The organism is Micromonospora thermarum, assembly GCF_012034245.1.
In the GTDB taxonomy this organism is placed as follows: Bacteria; Actinomycetota; Actinomycetes; order Mycobacteriales; family Micromonosporaceae; genus Micromonospora; species Micromonospora thermarum.
Genome location: NZ_JAATEO010000025.1, coordinates 30,322 through 45,561 on the forward strand (window position 1 = coordinate 30,322; position 15,240 = coordinate 45,561).

The 15,240-nt window shown below is 74.3% G+C and carries 14 protein-coding genes; 8 read left to right on the forward strand and 6 right to left on the reverse strand.

Going from position 1 to position 15,240, the window contains the following annotated elements; translation table 11 throughout:
• Window positions 1–12 precede the first annotated feature (12 nt).
• Window positions 13–1,254, forward strand: coding sequence for a hypothetical protein (locus HCJ94_RS21480; RefSeq protein ID WP_168002835.1), 1,242 nt, complete (start codon window positions 13–15; stop codon window positions 1,252–1,254).
• A gap of 43 nt (window positions 1,255–1,297) precedes the next feature.
• On the opposite strand, the gene HCJ94_RS21485 is transcribed toward HCJ94_RS21480, so the two are convergent.
• From HCJ94_RS21485 to HCJ94_RS21500, 4 genes are all read right to left on the reverse strand, one after another.
• A complete protein-coding gene (locus tag HCJ94_RS21485) occupies window positions 1,298–1,705 on the reverse strand; it encodes a DUF2267 domain-containing protein (protein ID WP_168002836.1) in 408 nt (135 codons plus the stop codon).
• A gap of 128 nt (window positions 1,706–1,833) precedes the next feature.
• Complete coding sequence (locus HCJ94_RS21490; RefSeq protein ID WP_168002891.1) at window positions 1,834–3,171, reverse strand: MGH1-like glycoside hydrolase domain-containing protein; 1,338 nt, start codon at window positions 3,169–3,171, stop codon at window positions 1,834–1,836.
• 41 nt (window positions 3,172–3,212) lie between these two features.
• Window positions 3,213–4,031, reverse strand: a complete 819-nt coding sequence (locus HCJ94_RS21495) for a sugar phosphate isomerase/epimerase family protein (RefSeq protein ID WP_168002837.1) — start codon at window positions 4,029–4,031, stop codon at window positions 3,213–3,215.
• 2 nt (window positions 4,032–4,033) lie between these two features.
• Window positions 4,034–5,071 carry a zinc-binding dehydrogenase gene (locus tag HCJ94_RS21500; RefSeq protein WP_168002838.1) on the reverse strand — a complete coding sequence of 346 codons (1,038 nt, stop codon included), beginning with the start codon at window positions 5,069–5,071 and terminating at the stop codon, window positions 4,034–4,036.
• A 116-nt stretch (window positions 5,072–5,187) separates the two neighbouring features.
• Between HCJ94_RS21500 and HCJ94_RS21505 the strand changes: the two genes are divergently transcribed.
• The 4 genes from HCJ94_RS21505 to HCJ94_RS21520 all read left to right on the forward strand — a co-directional run bounded on the left by HCJ94_RS21505 (window position 5,188) and on the right by HCJ94_RS21520 (window position 9,137).
• Window positions 5,188–6,582 (forward strand): ABC transporter substrate-binding protein, encoded by a 1,395-nt coding sequence (locus tag HCJ94_RS21505; protein ID WP_168002839.1) that lies wholly within the window; start codon window positions 5,188–5,190, stop codon window positions 6,580–6,582.
• Complete coding sequence (locus tag HCJ94_RS21510) at window positions 6,579–7,541, forward strand: carbohydrate ABC transporter permease (RefSeq protein ID WP_168002840.1); 963 nt, start codon at window positions 6,579–6,581, stop codon at window positions 7,539–7,541. Before HCJ94_RS21505 ends, HCJ94_RS21510 begins: the two co-directional genes overlap by 4 nt.
• Window positions 7,541–8,407, forward strand: coding sequence for a carbohydrate ABC transporter permease (locus HCJ94_RS21515; protein WP_168002841.1), 867 nt, complete (start codon window positions 7,541–7,543; stop codon window positions 8,405–8,407). The genes HCJ94_RS21510 and HCJ94_RS21515 overlap by 1 nt, the downstream gene beginning before the upstream one ends.
• Before the next feature lie 124 nt (window positions 8,408–8,531).
• Window positions 8,532–9,137, forward strand: coding sequence for a class I SAM-dependent methyltransferase (locus tag HCJ94_RS21520; RefSeq protein ID WP_168002842.1), 606 nt, complete (start codon window positions 8,532–8,534; stop codon window positions 9,135–9,137).
• A gap of 137 nt (window positions 9,138–9,274) precedes the next feature.
• Here HCJ94_RS21520 and eccB read toward each other — a convergent pair whose 3' ends face one another.
• Both eccB and tnpB read right to left on the reverse strand, forming a co-directional pair.
• On the reverse strand, window positions 9,275–10,663 hold the full coding sequence (gene eccB / locus HCJ94_RS21525) for a type VII secretion protein EccB (RefSeq protein ID WP_168002843.1): 1,389 nt from the start codon (window positions 10,661–10,663) through the stop codon (window positions 9,275–9,277).
• A gap of 15 nt (window positions 10,664–10,678) precedes the next feature.
• On the reverse strand, window positions 10,679–11,638 hold the full coding sequence (gene tnpB, locus HCJ94_RS21530) for an IS607 family element RNA-guided endonuclease TnpB (protein WP_168002844.1): 960 nt from the start codon (window positions 11,636–11,638) through the stop codon (window positions 10,679–10,681).
• Between the two features lie 333 nt (window positions 11,639–11,971).
• Here tnpB and HCJ94_RS21535 point away from each other — a divergent pair, with 333 nt between their 5' ends.
• The 3 genes from HCJ94_RS21535 (at window position 11,972) to HCJ94_RS21545 (ending at window position 15,233) form a co-directional block, all read left to right on the forward strand.
• The gene (locus HCJ94_RS21535; protein WP_168002845.1) at window positions 11,972–12,586 is read left to right on the forward strand and encodes a class I SAM-dependent methyltransferase; all 615 of its coding nucleotides are present in this window, start codon (window positions 11,972–11,974) and stop codon (window positions 12,584–12,586) included.
• A gap of 76 nt (window positions 12,587–12,662) precedes the next feature.
• Window positions 12,663–13,382 carry a spermine/spermidine synthase domain-containing protein gene (locus tag HCJ94_RS21540; protein WP_168002846.1) on the forward strand — a complete coding sequence of 240 codons (720 nt, stop codon included), beginning with the start codon at window positions 12,663–12,665 and terminating at the stop codon, window positions 13,380–13,382.
• A gap of 162 nt (window positions 13,383–13,544) precedes the next feature.
• Window positions 13,545–15,233, forward strand: coding sequence for a long-chain-fatty-acid--CoA ligase (locus tag HCJ94_RS21545; protein ID WP_168002847.1), 1,689 nt, complete (start codon window positions 13,545–13,547; stop codon window positions 15,231–15,233).
• Window positions 15,234–15,240 lie beyond the last annotated feature (7 nt).

Sequence of the window (15,240 nt, forward strand, 5' to 3'; positions counted from 1 at the left end):
CACAGTGGAGCGATGACCGACATCCCCGCCTGCGTGGCCCGGTACGCCGAACGGCTGCACAACGTCCTCGGCGGAAGCCACCACGTGGCCTCCCCGCTGGGCGCCTGGCTGCTGCTCGCCCTGGTCGCGCCGGCCGCCACCGGCACCGCCCGGGCCGACCTCGCGGAGGCGCTCGGCACCGACGCGGACGCCGCGGCCGGTGCCGCCCGCGCGCTGCTGGCCGACCCGCACCCCCTGGTCGGCGCCGCGACCGGCCTCTGGCAGGCCAGCGGGGTCGACTCGCCCGGGCTGGCGTCCTGGCGGGCGGCCCTGCCATCGTCGACGCAGACCGGCCCCCTGCCCGACCAGGCCACCCTCGACGCCTGGGCGCGCGAGCACAGCCTCGGCCTGATCGAACGGTTCCCGCTGGAGGTCCGGCCGGCCGTGCTGCTCGTGCTGGCCAGCGCGCTCGCCACGCGGGTGTCCTGGGCGGAGCCGTTCCAGGTGACCGGAGTGGAGGCGCTCGGCCGGGGCAGCGCCTGGGCCGGCCGGCTGCGGCGGGTGTTGCGTACCCCCTCGTACGGCCACCGGGCGTGGATCGCGGCGACCGGCCGGGCCGGGGACGTGATCGTGCACGCCGCGCCCGCCCGGCCCGCGACCGAGGGCGGGCCGGGGCTGTTGGTGGTCTCGGTGGCCGGGCCGGCCGACGTACCGCGCGGTGACGTGCTCGCCGCCGCCCACGAGCAGGCCGCCCACGCGCTCGACGGGGACGAGCCGGCCGGCCGGCGCTCGCTGTACGACATCCCGCTGGGCGAGGCTCCGCTGTGGACGCTGCGGGAGGAGACGGTACGCACGTTCGCGGCCCGGGACGAGCGCCTCGAAGCGGTGCTCCCCTGCTGGTCGGCCGAGAGCCACCACGGCCTGACCGCACCGGCGCTCGGTTTCCCGGCGGCAGCGGAGGCCTTCCGCGGGCTCCTGGCCAGGCCCGACCTCGACGTCGAGGCGGCTCAGGCCGCCGCCGCCCGGTACGGCCGCTACGGCTTCGAGGCCGCCGCGGTCACCGGGTTCGCCATGGCGGTCGCCCTGCCGCCGGAGCAGGTACGGCGCACCGCCGAGCTGCGCTTCGGCCACCCGTACGCGGTGGTGGCCGTCGCGACGGACGAGCGGTCCGGCAGGCCCGGCCCGTGGCACGGCCTGCCGGTCTTCTCCGCCTGGGTAGCCGAACCGGAGGACCTGCCCGAGGCCGACGCGGCCGACCCGCCGGACGCCTGGTAGCCGGTGGCGGGGAGCGGTGGCGCCGGCGGACCCGGGCCGCCGGTCACCGGTCCGGCGGGCGCGGGATCGGCTGGGTCATGCCGTCAAAGTCGCGGGGAAGCTGGGCCACCATCGCGCGGAACTCGTCGACCGTCACGGCCTCGCGCAGGGTGGCGAAGACGGCCGCCGTGCCGATCCGGGCGGTCTCGTCGTCCACCCCGGCCCGCTCCCCCACCCGGCGCAGGAACTCCACCGGGCCGATGGCCGGCGGCCGGCCGTCGGCGGGGGCCGTGCCCGGCTCGGCGAGGTAGTCGCCCGCGTCGTCCGGCAGGTGCCCCGCCAGGTCGGCGGCCTCCCCGCCGGTCATGCGTTCCACCATGGTCTGCAGCACCGCGCGGGCGACGGTGGCGGCCTGGTCGGTGGGTAGGCCGCCGCGGCGGGACACCGCGTCGACGAACAGGGGAAACCGCACGGCGCGCGCTTACCCGCCGCGCGACCGCGCAAACGGACCGGCGCCGCGTCAGCTCCGGCGCCCGTGACCGGACCGGCCGCGCCGAGCCCCCGCGCTTGTGGCTGCGGCGGTGCCGGCTCGGGCGGCCCTCACGGATCGGCCAGGACGTCGAGCAGGAGGGCGGCGGTCCAGCCGAACGCCGGCGAGCCGAGGCCGGCGCCGGTGTCCGGGTGGAAGTACTCGTGGCAGCCCGACCGCGCCACCAACCCGATCATCGACCGGCGCAGCCCGGCGGCCAGGTCGGGCCGTCCGTGCGCGCGCAGCCCCCGGTGCAGCAGCCAGGCGAGGTTCAGCCAGCTCGGGCCACGCCAGTACCGCAGCGGCTCGAAGTCCGGTGCGGTGCGGTCGTGGCTGGGCAGCGGCCGTTCCATGCGGGGCGCGAGCCCGAACCGGGCCGAGCACGCCTCGGCGATGACGCTCGCCGCCGTCCGGGCCGGCAGGTCGGGCAGGCCCAGCGGCATCAGGCCGAGGGCCGTCCGCGCCGGGACCAGTCGGCCGGTGCGGAGGTCACGAGGGTGGAAGAGGCCGGTGGTCGGGTCGTACAGCCGGCGGACGAGGGCCTCGGTGATCGCGGCCGCGCGGTCCCGGTGGGGGCCGGGGTCGGCGCCGACGACCGCCGCGATCCGCGCCAGGGCCTGCTCCGCGCCGCCCATCGCCGCGTTGAGCAGCGGACACTCCACCAGGAACGGGTGCCGGTCGGCGAGGTCGTCGTCGCGGTACCGCAGCGCCCGGTAGGACGCGACGATCGCGACGTAGCGCGCGTAGTCCAGGTCCGTGGGGCGGTGCGCGGCGTCGGCGTGCACGGTGTCGTGCCGGCGGTATGCGCGCATGACGGCCGCGTCGGCGCGTACCGCCGCCATCGGGGCGTCCCAGGCGGGACTGTTGTCCAGACCGGACTCCCACGGGTGCACGATGCAGGCCAGGTCACCGCCGCCGACGTCCCGGCACGTGGCGAGGTACCGCTGCTGCGCCACCAGCCGTGGGTACAGCCGGGCCAGCGCCGCCCGCGCCGCCTCCGACCGGTCCCGCCGGTACGCGAGCCAGGCGGCCAGCGCGTGCACCGGCGGTTGGATCAGACCGGAGGTGGCGGCGGCCGGCGCGCCCTCGGCGAGCGCCGAGGCCCAGAACTCCGGCCCGGGGAAGTACGCCCCGACGCGCAGGGACGGGTTGAACACGATGTGCGGCACCCGGCCGTCGGCCCACTGGGCCCGGAACAGGCTGGCCAGCTCCCGCCAGGCGCGGGCGGGACGGACGTGGGCCCAGCCGATCGCGATGAACGCCGAGTCCCAACTCCATTGGTGCGGGTAGAGGGTGCGCGACGGCACGGTGTGGTCGTGCTCCCAGTTGCCGTCGAGTGTGGCCACGGCGAGCGCCCGGAGGCCGGCCGGGTCGGCGGCGACCGGTCCCGCCGGCGCGTCGTCCCGCACCGCGCCGGGCCCCGGGGCCACGCCGCCCGGCGTGCCGGCGCTCACGCCGCCGCCCGCTTCGGCTCGGCGAGCCGCAGCACGGTCGCGGCCTGTTGCAGCGCGCGGACCGGGTCGCCGCGCAGCCGGCACTCCAGCGCCAGCCAGCCGGGGTAGCCGATGTCGAGCAGGGTCCGCACCAGCGCCCGCCAGTCCAGGTGGCCGGCGCCGGGCTGGAACCGGTTGGAGTCGCTGACCTGCACGTGCCCGAGGTACGGCGCGGCGGCGCGCAGCGCCGCGTGGACGTCGTCCTCCTCGATGTTCATGTGGAAGGTGTCGGCGACCACGCGTACCGAGGGCAGCCCGACGGCCGCGCAGAGGGCGACGGCCTCGTCGAGCCGGTTGACCATGTGGTCCTCGTACCGGTTGAGCGGCTCAAGGAAGAGGGTGACCCCCTCGGCCCGGGCGTGCTCGCCCAGCTCGCCCAGGGCGTCGAGGAGCACCTGCCGGTCGCCGGCCGGGGACCGGGGCGGCTCGAACGGCGGCAGCCGGCGGGAGAACATCCCCCACGCGGCCGGCGTCATCGCCCCGACACCGCCGAGCTCCGCGATGACCGACAGCTGCGAGCGGAGGTTGCGGACGGCGTCGCGGGACCGCGCGGGGTCGAAGTCGCCGATGAAGTGGTCCATCTCCACACACACGGTGGGCATGACCACGCCGGCCGCGCGGGCCCGGCGCAGCTCGGGCAGCCGGCGTACGAAGGCGAGGTCGCCGCGCCCGCGCAGCTCGATGCCGTGGTAGCCGAGTGCGGTCGCGAGCGCGTACTTGCGGATGAGGTCATCGCCCGGCAGGAGCTGCTCCTGACAGGCCAGTGGGATCGCCATGGTCAGAACCTCAGAACTACTTGGAGGACGTCACCGTCACCGCGGTCGAGCAGCGCGAGCGCGTCGGCCACCGCGCTCGCGTCGACGACGTGGCTCACCAGCGGCAGCGGATCGACGCTGCCCTCGGCCACCAGGTCCATGAACGTCTGGGTGACGCGCGCACCGGTCCACCGGCCGGCCATGCCGGGCGCCGGGGTCGGCCCGGAGACCTGGGCCGCCACCAGCTGGATGCGGTTGTGGTGGAACTCCTCCCCCAGGCCGAGCGCGTCGGCCTGCCCCTGGTAGAAGCCGGCGGCCACGACGCGGCCGGCGTGGGTGGTGGCGCGGATGGCCTCGTGCAGCGCCGGGTACGCCCCGGACAGCTCCAGGCAGACGTCCGCGCCGCGGCCGTCGGTGGCCTTGCGGAGAACCGCCGCGGCCGATTCGGTCGTCGCGTCGACGGCCAGTCGGGCGCCGAGGCGGGTGGCGTGCGCGAGTCGGGCGGGCACCTGGTCGACGGCCACCACCCGCGCGCCGGAGAGCACCGCGAGCCGGGTGGCGAGCAGACCGATGACGCCCTGCCCGAAGACCCCCACCCAGTCGCCGAGGTGCAGGTCGCCGGCGAGCACCGCGGTCAGGGCGATCGCGCCGGGGCGGGCGAAGACCGCGGCCAGCGGGTCGACGCCGGCGGGGAGCGGGTGCACCGCGTCGGCGGGCACGACCGCCTCGGCGCGGTGCCCCCAGATGCCCCAGACGACCTGCCCGCGCTGCCGCCCGACCACGTCGGGCGCCAGCTCGACGATCTCGCCGACCTCCTCGTAGCCGAAGCCCACGAGCGGGTACGGCACGGCGGCCTGCCGGGGGACGAACATGCGCGTGACGTCGTCCCAGTCCTTGCTCAGGCGCGGATTGCTGCCACGGTAGAGGGTGAGCTCGGTGCCGGCGGAGATGCCGGAGTAACAGGTGCGGACGCGCACCTGACCGGGACCGAGCGGATCCGGGGGGCAGGGCTGGAGGCTGATCTGTCGCGGCCCCGCCAGAGAGACAACCCAGTTGACCATGAGTCACATCCCGGTAGCACTGGGTTCCATCGTAGGCAAAATTTCGTTATATGTCTTGTCATTGATCAATCGAAGGGGTTGAATCCGTCATGTACCCTTCGAGAGGAGTGCCACCGATGCCAGCACCTCCGATGCGGACACTCGCCACCACCCTGATCATGGCACTCGCCGCGGCCAGCCTGCTGTCCTGCGGCGACGACGAGTCCGAGACCGACAGCAAGAAGATCACCGTGTGGAGCCTGGAGGACGTGGCTGCCCGGGTCACCGCCACCAAGGCGATCATCGCCGACTTCACCAAGCAGACCGGGATCACCGTCGACCTGGTCACCGTCAACGAGGACCAGTTCCCCTCCCTGATCGCCTCCAGCGCCGCCGCCGGGGAACTCCCCGATGTGGTCGGTTCGGTGTCGCTGGCCGGCGTACGCACCCTCGCCGGCAACGAACTCCTGCACCCCTCGGCGAACGCGGAGGTCGTCGACGCGCTGGGCCGGCAGACGTTCTCGCCCCGAGCGATCGAACTGACCACCGAGGACGGTCGGCAGCTCGCCGTACCCAGCGACGGCTGGGGCCAGTTGCTCGTCTACCGCAAGGACCTCTTCGACGCCGCCGGCCTGCCGGCCCCCGACACGTACGAGAAGATCGCCGCCGCGGCGGCGAAGCTGAACACCGGCGGGGTCGCCGGCATCACCGCGGCGACCGCCCCCGGCGACGTCTTCACCCAGCAGACGTTCGAGCACCTCGCGCTGGCCAACAACTGCCAGCTCACCGACGACTCCGGCGCGGTGAAGCTGAACACCCCCGAGTGCGTGGAGGCGTTCCGCTTCTACGGCGACCTGATGCGGAACCACTCGGTCAAGGGCGCGCAGGACGTGGACACCACCCGCGCCACCTACTTCGCCGGCAAGGCGGCCATGCTGGTCTGGTCGCCGTTCATCCTCGACGAGCTGGCCGGCCTGCGGAACGACGCCAAGCCCACCTGCCCGCAGTGCCAGGCCGATCCCACGTTCCTCGCGAAGAACAGCGGCTTCGTCACCGCCATCAAGGGCCCCAACGGCGCCGAGCCGGCCCAGTACGGCGAGATCAGCTCCTGGGCCGTGCTCGACGGCGCCGCCGCCGACTCGGCGAAGTCCTTCGTGGCGTACCTGCTGGACGACGCCTACCCGCGCTGGTTCGGGATGTCCCCGGAGGGACGCTTCCCGGTACGCAAGGGCACCGCGCAGGAGCCGGAGAAGTTCCTCACCGCCTGGAACACCAGCCAGGCCGGGGTCGACGCGAAGAAGCCGCTCGCCGAGGTCTACGGCGAGGAGGTGCTCGCCAACCTGCGCCGCAGCCCGGACACCTTCCAACGGTGGGGTCTCACCCAGGGCCAGGGCAAGCTGGTCGGCGCCATCCTCGGGGAGCTGCCGGTGCCGAAGGCGCTGGCCGACGTCGTCTCCGGGAAGTCCGACGCCGCCGCCGCGGCCGGACGGGCGCAGAAGGACGTGGAGGCGATCAAGGCGGGAGTCAATTGACCACCGCGACACCGGACACCGGCCGCTCCCCCACCCGGGAGCGGCCGGTCCCGGCCCGCCGCCGCGGGCCGGTCACGCTCCGGCAGCGCGAGTCCCGCGCCGGGCTCGCGCTGGTCGCGCCGACCCTGCTCGTCGTGGTCGCGGTGATCGGCATCCCGATCGTGTGGACGGTGGTCCTGGCCTTCCAGCGGGTACGTCTGGCCACGCTGCGCCGCACCGGACTCTTCGGCGAGTTCACCCTCGCCAACGTCGAACGTGTGCTCAACACCCCCGGGTTCGCCGACACGCTCTGGACCACGCTGGTCTACAGCCTGGGCAGCACCGCCGGCTCGATCCTGCTCGGCCTCGTCGCGGCGCTGGTGGTCCGCCGGCCGTTCCGGGGCCGCACCCTGGTCCGCGCCTCGATGCTGCTGCCGTACGTGGCGCCGGTGGTCGCGGTCACCTTCGTCTGGCAGGTGATGCTCGACCCGCAGCTCGGCATCGTCAACAACTGGGGGCAGCGGTTCCTCGGCTGGGACACGCCGGTCCCGTTCCTGTCCCAGGAGTCGACCGCGCTGGCCACCGTCATCGCCTTCGAGGCGTGGCGGTACTTCCCCTTCGCGTTCCTGTTCCTGCTCGCCCGGCTCCAGGCGGTGCCCGGCGAGCTGGAGGAGGCGGCCCTCGTCGACGGTGCCACCCCGACCCAGCGGTTCCGGCACATCCTGCTGCCGCAGCTGCTCCCGGTGATCGCCCTGCTGGGCGTGCTGCGCTTCATCATGACGTTCAACAAGTTCGACGACGTCTACCTGCTCACCGGGGGCGCGGCCGGCACCGAGGTGGTCAGCGTCCGCGTCTACGAGTTCCTGACCGCGCGCACCGACATCGGCGCCGCCGCGGCGCAGGCGGTGGTGCTGGCCGTCGTGCTCATCGTGTTCGTCGTCGTCTACCTGCGCTTCTTCGGCGGACGGAGGGCCGACTGATGGACCGGGACCGGGTGGAGACGGTGAGCCTGCGCTGGCTGCGCCGGCTCGTGATCGCGGTGTTCCTGCTGGTCACCGTCTTCCCCTTCTACTACATGCTGGTACTCTCGGTACGCCCCATCGAGCGCCTTCTGCTCGACCCCGGCTCCCTGGTGGTGGGCCTGGGCGAGCTGACCGTCACCACGTACGCGGAGGTCCTGAAGGCCACCGAGGACGGCGGCCAGGGCTTCCTCACGTTCATGCGCAACAGCGGCCTGGTCGCGGTCGCGGCGACCCTGCTCACCCTGCTGGTGTCGATCCCGGGCGCGTACGCCGTCTCCCGGCTGCGGTTCTTCGGCCGCCGGCAGGTCCACTTCCTGTTCCTGGCGGTCTACCTGTTCCCGTCGATCGTCATCGCCATCCCGCTGTTCGTGGTCTTCACCCGGGCCGGGCTGCGCGGCTCGCTGCTCGGGCTGATCCTGGTCTACATCTCGCAGACGCTGCCGGTCTCGGTCTACATGCTGAAGAACTACTTCGAGACCATTCCGGTCAGCCTGGAGGAGTCCGCCGCCATCGACGGGGCGGGACGGCTCGGCATCATCCGGCGGGTCAGCCTCCCTCTCGCCGCTCCGTCGATCATGGCGGTGGCGCTCTACGACTTCATGATCGCCTGGAACGAGTTCCTCTTCGCCCTGCTCTTCCTCGTCGACAAGCCCAACCGGTGGACCGTGTCGCTCGGCCTCGCCCAGCTCACCGGCGGCGTGGAGGTCCCGAAAACGGTGCTGATGGCCGGCTCGGTCATCCTCACCCTGCCCATCGTGATCCTCTTCTTCGCCAGCGAACGGCTGCTCACCGAGGGCCTGACCAGCGGCGCCGAGAAGGGCTGACCGCACTGCCGCGATCTTGCACTTCTGGCCCGGGCAAAAGCCGCAAGGACCCCAGAATGAGGGCCGAAAGTGCAAGATCGCGGAGGGTGGATCGGGTGGCGTGGGGAGCGGTTAACGTTGCCCCATGGGGAAGCCGACGCGGTGGGTGACCGAGACCGGTCCGGAGCACTCGCAGTGGTACATCGACCGGTTCCGCCGACTCGCGGCCGAGGGCGTCGACCTGGCCGGGGAGGCCCGGCTGGTCGACACCCTGGTGCCACCCGGTTCCCGGATCCTCGACGCCGGCTGCGGCACCGGCCGGGTGGGCGCCGCCCTGGCCGCCCGCGGCCACACCGTGATCGGCGTCGACGCCGACCCGGCCCTGATCGAGGCGGCCCGGGCCGACCACCCCGGACCCCGCTGGCTCGTCGCCGACCTGGCCGACCTCGACCTGGCCGCCGCCGGGGAACCGGAACCGTTCGACGCGGCCGTGGTGGCCGGCAACGTGATGGCCTTCGTCGCGCCGGGCACCGAAGCGGCGGTGCTCCGGCGGATCGCGGCGCACCTGCGACCGGACGGCGTGGTGGCGGTCGGCTTCGGCCTCGACCGGGGCTACCGGCTGGCCGACTTCGACGACGACGCGACCGCCGCCGGGTTGCGCCGCGAGCACCGCTTCGCCACCTGGGACCTGCGTCCCTGGCGGGAGGACAGCGACTTCGCGGTCACCATCCTCCGCCGCCCGGCCGACTGACGCGCCCAGTCGACACGACACCATCGTCGCCTCGGCGAGCGTCGACACCGCCGGCTCCGCGGAGCTGGACCGGCGCGCGGCCGGGCTCGAGGGCGCCGAGGTCGTCCACGATCTCCGCGTCCACCCCGAGCCGCCCGTCACGCCGGGGCGGCGACCACCCGGGCGGCGGCCGGGTCCAGCGTGGCACCCGGAGGCACCAGGCTGACCAGGCTCGCCGGCAGGCGCAGCGGGCGCACGTCGCGGTAGCCGAGCATCCCGAGCACCTCGGCGCCGGCCAGCACGTACCGCCGGCCGAGGTCGGTGACCACGCAGACCGCTCCCCCGGTCGCCCCAGGTGCGGCGACGGCCTCGACCACCGCGCCCCGGCCGGGGTCCACGACGACGTGGTCGGCGAGCACGCCGCCCTCCGCCGGGGCGGGCCCGGAGCGGAGGGCACTGTCCAGGTCGGGCGGCCGGACCCCGTACCGGACGTCGGCCACCGCGCCGTCCTCGCCGACGCGCGTGCAGAGCCCGCCGTCGGGAGCGGCCAGCCGGGGCGGTACGGCCGGCGGGGCCGACGGGCCGGCCGGTGTCAGGTCGGGGACCTTGGGCAGCGCGGCGAAGCGCCCCAGCGTGATCGGCTCCGGCTCGCCCTGGCCGGTGCTCGCCAGCAGCAGGCTGGCCTGTAACTCGGTGATGCCCGCGAGGCCGTCGCGGAGCACCACCGCGTACTGCCGGCCGCCCCCGGAGTTGCGGACCAGGTAGACGTCGCCGATGCGGGCCCCGGCGACCCGCGCCGAGGGTCGCCCCTCGCCGGGCAGGGCCGGCGGGGTCAGGTCGACGCCGGCGGGCAGCGAGTGCAGCAGGGCCGGCGCCACCGGGACCGCCCGAGCAGGGGTGGCCGCGAGCGCGGCGAGCACCCGGTCGGGGTCCCGGATCGCGTGCCGGCGCTGCTGCCAGACCAGGTGCAGACCGCCGTCGGGGTGGCGCAGGAGCAGGCCCTCGTCGCCGAGCGGCCGGCCACCCGGGGCGTCCACGCCGATCAGGAGTGCGGAGCGCGGCTCGGGCCGGTCGCCGTCTGGGCCGGTCACGGAACAGACCGTCCACGGCGCGGTCGACAGTCCGCCCGGGGCGGGCAGGGAGTCGGGCGCGTCGGCGATGCCCAGCGGGAGGCCGCGGGGCACCCCGGCGATGGACCGGCGGGAGACAAGCACCGTCTTGGGCCGCTCCGCCCCGATGATGAGCAGGGCCGACGCGTAGTTGAGGACCGGGTGCAGCCGCTGGTCGCGGTAGACGAACCGGGCGCCGGACTCCTTCTCCACGATCACCGCCGCCTCGTCACGCCATTTGGTCCCACCCCCGGCGAACAACCCGTACAGGGCGAAACCGCCCAGGGCGATCACCGCGACCAGGACGCTGGCCAGACCGGCACCCGCCAACCGCCGGAACGGCGACTGTGCGGGGTCGGTCTCGCGCATCACCAGGGCGGCGACCGCCCGCTGGACGGTGAACTGGTACGAGTGCAGCTGGTCCTGCCGCGACGGCATGGGATCCGTTTCCTCTCATGAAGCAGGAGTAAGCGCATGATTGGATGTCCTACCTTGCGGTGGGACGGTCCCGGTCTTGTCCGCGGTGGCGGTACGGCGCAGGTTCGCCACCCGGGCGTGGACCCGGCCGAGTTGGCCGCGCGCCCGCTGCCACCGTATCGATGCATCGCGGCGGGTGCGCCGGTCCGGCGCCACCTTGCGGGACAGGCCACGGCTGAGCCGGCGTAGCTTCCGCAGCGCGGCATCAAGATGTCGCGGGTTCGGCACCGGTCCGCCGGTGGACAAGACCGCCAAGTGCCTCACCCCAAGGTCAACGCCTACCGTCGCGCAAGGACGGGCGGGGGTGCGTGGCGCACGCTGGACCTCGCAGGTGAACGACACGTACCAGCGGTGACCGTCGCGACGCACGGTGGCGGACAGGAACCGTGCGGCGCCGGCCTCCAGCCGGCGGGCCAGCTTGCGGGCCGACTCGTGCAGCCTCAACCGACCCAGCCGCGGCAACACCACATGCTTGCGATCCGGCTCCACCCGGATGGCCCCCGTGGTGAACCGCACCGACGGGGCCGAACGGCGGCGGGACCTGAACCGGGGACACCCGACCGGCCGGCTGGCCCGCCTACCCGAACGGGAGTCGGCCCAATTCTTCAACGCACGTGCCAGCGCATCGAGGCCGGTGTTGTACGCCTCCTTCGAGTAATCCCGCCACCACGGCGCCACCTCGTCCTTCGCCGCGTTCCACGACCGCCGCAGCGCCGGCAGAGACCAGCCGATCGTGGGGGTGAGCTGATCGTCGCCGATGCCGTAGCTGCGTTCGGCGGCCCGCTGGTTCAGCACCGCCTTCACCCGCTCCAGCCCCCAGTTGTACGCCGTGCGGGCAGCACCGGCATGGCCCAGCACCGCCCGCTCCTGTGCTGGGGACAGATCAAGGGCGAACCGGTACGCCTGCACGACGCTCAGCCGATCCCGGTGCCCCACGCCCGGCACACTAACCACCGGATACGACTTCGCCCCGGCCAACTCTCGCCCCGCAGGACTACGCCGACAGACACTGATCCACACCCCTGCCAAGACGCACCACCCACGCCGCAAACCACTCTTCAGATCAGAAACGCACACCGACGCCTACTCGACTGGCAACAGCTGACAGCCCTTCGGGTGGCGGGGGTCGGGGCACAGGATAGGCGCTACGTCGATGTCGCGAGGACCCTCCGTTGCCGAGGACTCGTCGCACACGCGGTCCTGCGGTGTGCCGCGCCCTCCGAACGGTCGGCGCGCGATGAGAAGCTGACCGCGGGAGAGGAGCAGGGCATGGACAGCGACGAGTGGGACGCGCGGTACGCGTCCACGTCGGATCTGGTCTGGACGGCCGAGCCGAACCGGTTCGTCGTCGAGGAAACGGCCGACCTTCCGCCCGGCCGGGCGCTGGACCTCGCGGCCGGCGAGGGGCGCAACGCGGTCTGGCTGGCCCGGCAGGGCTGGCGGGTGACCGCGGTGGACTTCTCGCCGGTCGCCGTCGCCCGGGGCCGCACGCTGGCGGCGAGCCGGAACGTCACCGTGGCCTGGCACGTCGCCGACGTCACGACGTGGCTGCCGGAGCTCGGGGCGTACGACGTCGTCCTGGTCGCCTACCTGCACCTGCCGCCGGACGACATCGCCCGGGTGCTGGCCGGCGCGGGAGCCGCGCTCCGCCCGGGCGGCCGGGTCGTGGTCGTCGGTCACGACCGCGCCAACCTGACCGGCGGCACCGGCGGTCCGCAGGACGAGGAGATCCTGCACACCCCGGAGGCGGTGGTCGCCGCCCTCGCCGGCCTGCGGGTGGTCCGGGCGGAGACGGCCCGGAGGCCGGTCGCCCGCCCCGACGGCACGACGGTCGACGCCCTCGACACGGTGGTGGTCGCCGTCCGCCCGGCGGACGACGGCTGAGCCCGCACCCGCCGGCCACGCACGCCCGCCGCGCGCCGCCGGACGCCCACGTCGCGCCGCCGGTAGCATCCGGCCCGTGGGCGCGCGGTTCGAGGAGTTGGCCTGGCGGGAGACGCCGATCGGCGCCATCAGCCTGCGCCGGCGCCGTGACCCCGCCCTCGACGTCGAGGTGTACGAGGTGAAGCTCGACGACGAGTTCCTCATGTCGAGCCTCTTCCCGGTCGCGGAGATCGAGCTGGCCCGGTTGGGTCTCGCTCCGCTGCCCCGGCGCGACCTCGACGTGGTCGTCGGTGGTCTGGGGCTGGGTTTCACCGCCCGTACCGTGCTGGAGGACGACCGGGTCGCCTCGATGCTGGTGGTGGAGGCGGTCGAGGACGTCGTGGACTGGCACCGGCGGGGCCTGCTGCCGTTCGCGGCCGGCCTCGCCGGCGACCCCCGGACCCGGTTCGTCCGCGCGGACTTCTTCGCCGCCGTCGCCGGGGGCGCCGGCCTCGACCCGGATCATCCGGGGCGGCGGTTCGACGCCGTGCTCCTCGACGTCGACCACTCGCCGCGCAACGTCCTGCACCCCAGCCACGCCGCCTTCTACACCCGCGAGGGGCTGCGCCGGCTCGCCGCGTGCCTGCGGCCGGACGGCGTGTTCGCGCTCTGGTCCGACGACCCGCCCGACGTCGCCTTCACCGAGGTCCTCGCGCAGGTGTTCGCGGCGGTGGAGCCGCACGTCGTCCGTTTCGCGAACCCGCTGACCGGCGGCGAGTCGGCGAACACCGTCTACGTCGCACACACCGCCGTCTGAGGGTGTCCCGACGCGGGGCGGCGACCAGAGTGCCAGCCCACCCCGATCCCGCGCGTCCCGCCAGGTCGGGACCGAGGGCGCGGTCCGCGGCACCTCGCGGAGTACCTACGTGACCGTAGGTTACTGTGGGGTAGGCGAAGGCGGGACCGGGAGGTTGGAGAGATGGACCTGAGCGTCGAGCGGCCCTGGCTGCGCAGCTACGCCCCGGACGTACCGGCCACGATCGCCCCGTCGGAGGATTCGCTGGTCGACCTGCTGCGCGCCGCCGCCGGCCGCTTCGGCTCCCGGGTCGCACTGGACTTCTTCGGCGCCACCACCACGTACGCGGAGCTCGACGCCCAGGTGACCCGGGCGGCCGAGGCGCTGCGCCGCCTCGGCGTCGGCCGGGGCGACCGGGTCGCGCTCGTGCTGCCGAACTGCCCGCAACACGTCGTCGCCTTCTACGCGGTGCTCCGGCTCGGCGCGGTGGTGGTCGAGCACAACCCGCTCTACACCGAGCAGGAGCTCGCCCACCAGCTCGCCGACCACGGCGCCCGGGTCGCCGTGGCCTGGGACAAGGTCGCCCCGCTGGTGCTCGACACGGCCGGCGCCACCAGCGTGGAGACCGTGGTCGCGGTGGACCTCAGCGCGGCGCTGCCCCGGCTCAAGCGCTGGGCACTGCGGCTGCCGCTGCCGAAGGTCCGCGCCGCCCGGGCCGCGATGACCGCGCCCGCGCCGGGCGCGCTGTCCTGGGAACGCATCGTGGCCGCCGCCGGCCCACTGGCCGCCGACCACCCCGCGCCCGGGCCGGACGACATCGCGCTGCTCCAGTACACCGGCGGCACCACCGGCACGCCGAAGGGCGCCGTCCTCACGCACCGCAACCTCCGCGCCAACGCCGCGCAGGGCCGTGCGTGGGTGCCGGGCCTGCGGGACGGCGCCGAGACGGTGTACGCGGTGCTGCCGCTGTTCCACGCGTACGGGCTGACGCTGTGCCTCACCTTCTCGGTGAGCATCGGCGCGACGCTCGTGCTCTTCCCCCGCTTCGACCTGGACCAGACCCTCGACGCGGTGCGCCGCCGACCCCCGACGTTCCTGCCCGCCGTGCCACCGATCTACGAGAGGCTCGCCACCGCGGCCCGGGAGCGCGGAGTGGACCTCACCTCGGTCCGGTACGCGATCTCCGGCGCGATGACGCTGCCCCCGGCCACGGTCGAGCTGTGGGAGTCGGTGACCGGCGGGCTGCTGGTCGAGGGGTACGGGATGACCGAGACGTCCCCGGTGGCGCTGGGCAACCCGGTGTCGCCGGCGCGTCGGCCCGGCACGGTCGGCGTGCCGTTCCCGTCCACCGACATCCGCATCGTCGACCCGGAGGACCCGTCCCACGACCGGGCCCCCGGCTCGGCCGGCGAGCTGCTGATCCGTGGCCCGCAGGTGTTCGCCGGCTACTGGCGGCGGCCGGACGAGACGGCGGCGGTGCTGCTGCCCGGCGGCTGGCTGCGCACCGGGGACGTCGTCGAGATGGACCCGGACGGGTTCGTCCGGGTGGTCGACCGGATCAAGGAGCTCATCATCACCGGTGGCTTCAACGTCTACCCGTCCGAGGTGGAGGAGGCCCTGCGGCGGGTACCCGGCGTCCTCGACGCCGCGGCGGTGGGTTTGCCCGGGGCCGGCGGGAGCGAGGAGGTCGTCGCCGCGGTGGTGCTGCACGCCGACTGCACCACCGACGAGGCGGGCATCCGCGCGGCGTGCCGGCAGCACCTGACCGCGTACAAGGTGCCGCGGCGGGTGGTGGTGGTCGAGGACCTGCCGCGGTCACAGATCGGCAAGGTGCTGCGCCGGGAGGTGCGCGCCCGGCTCCTCGCCGGCTGACCCGCGT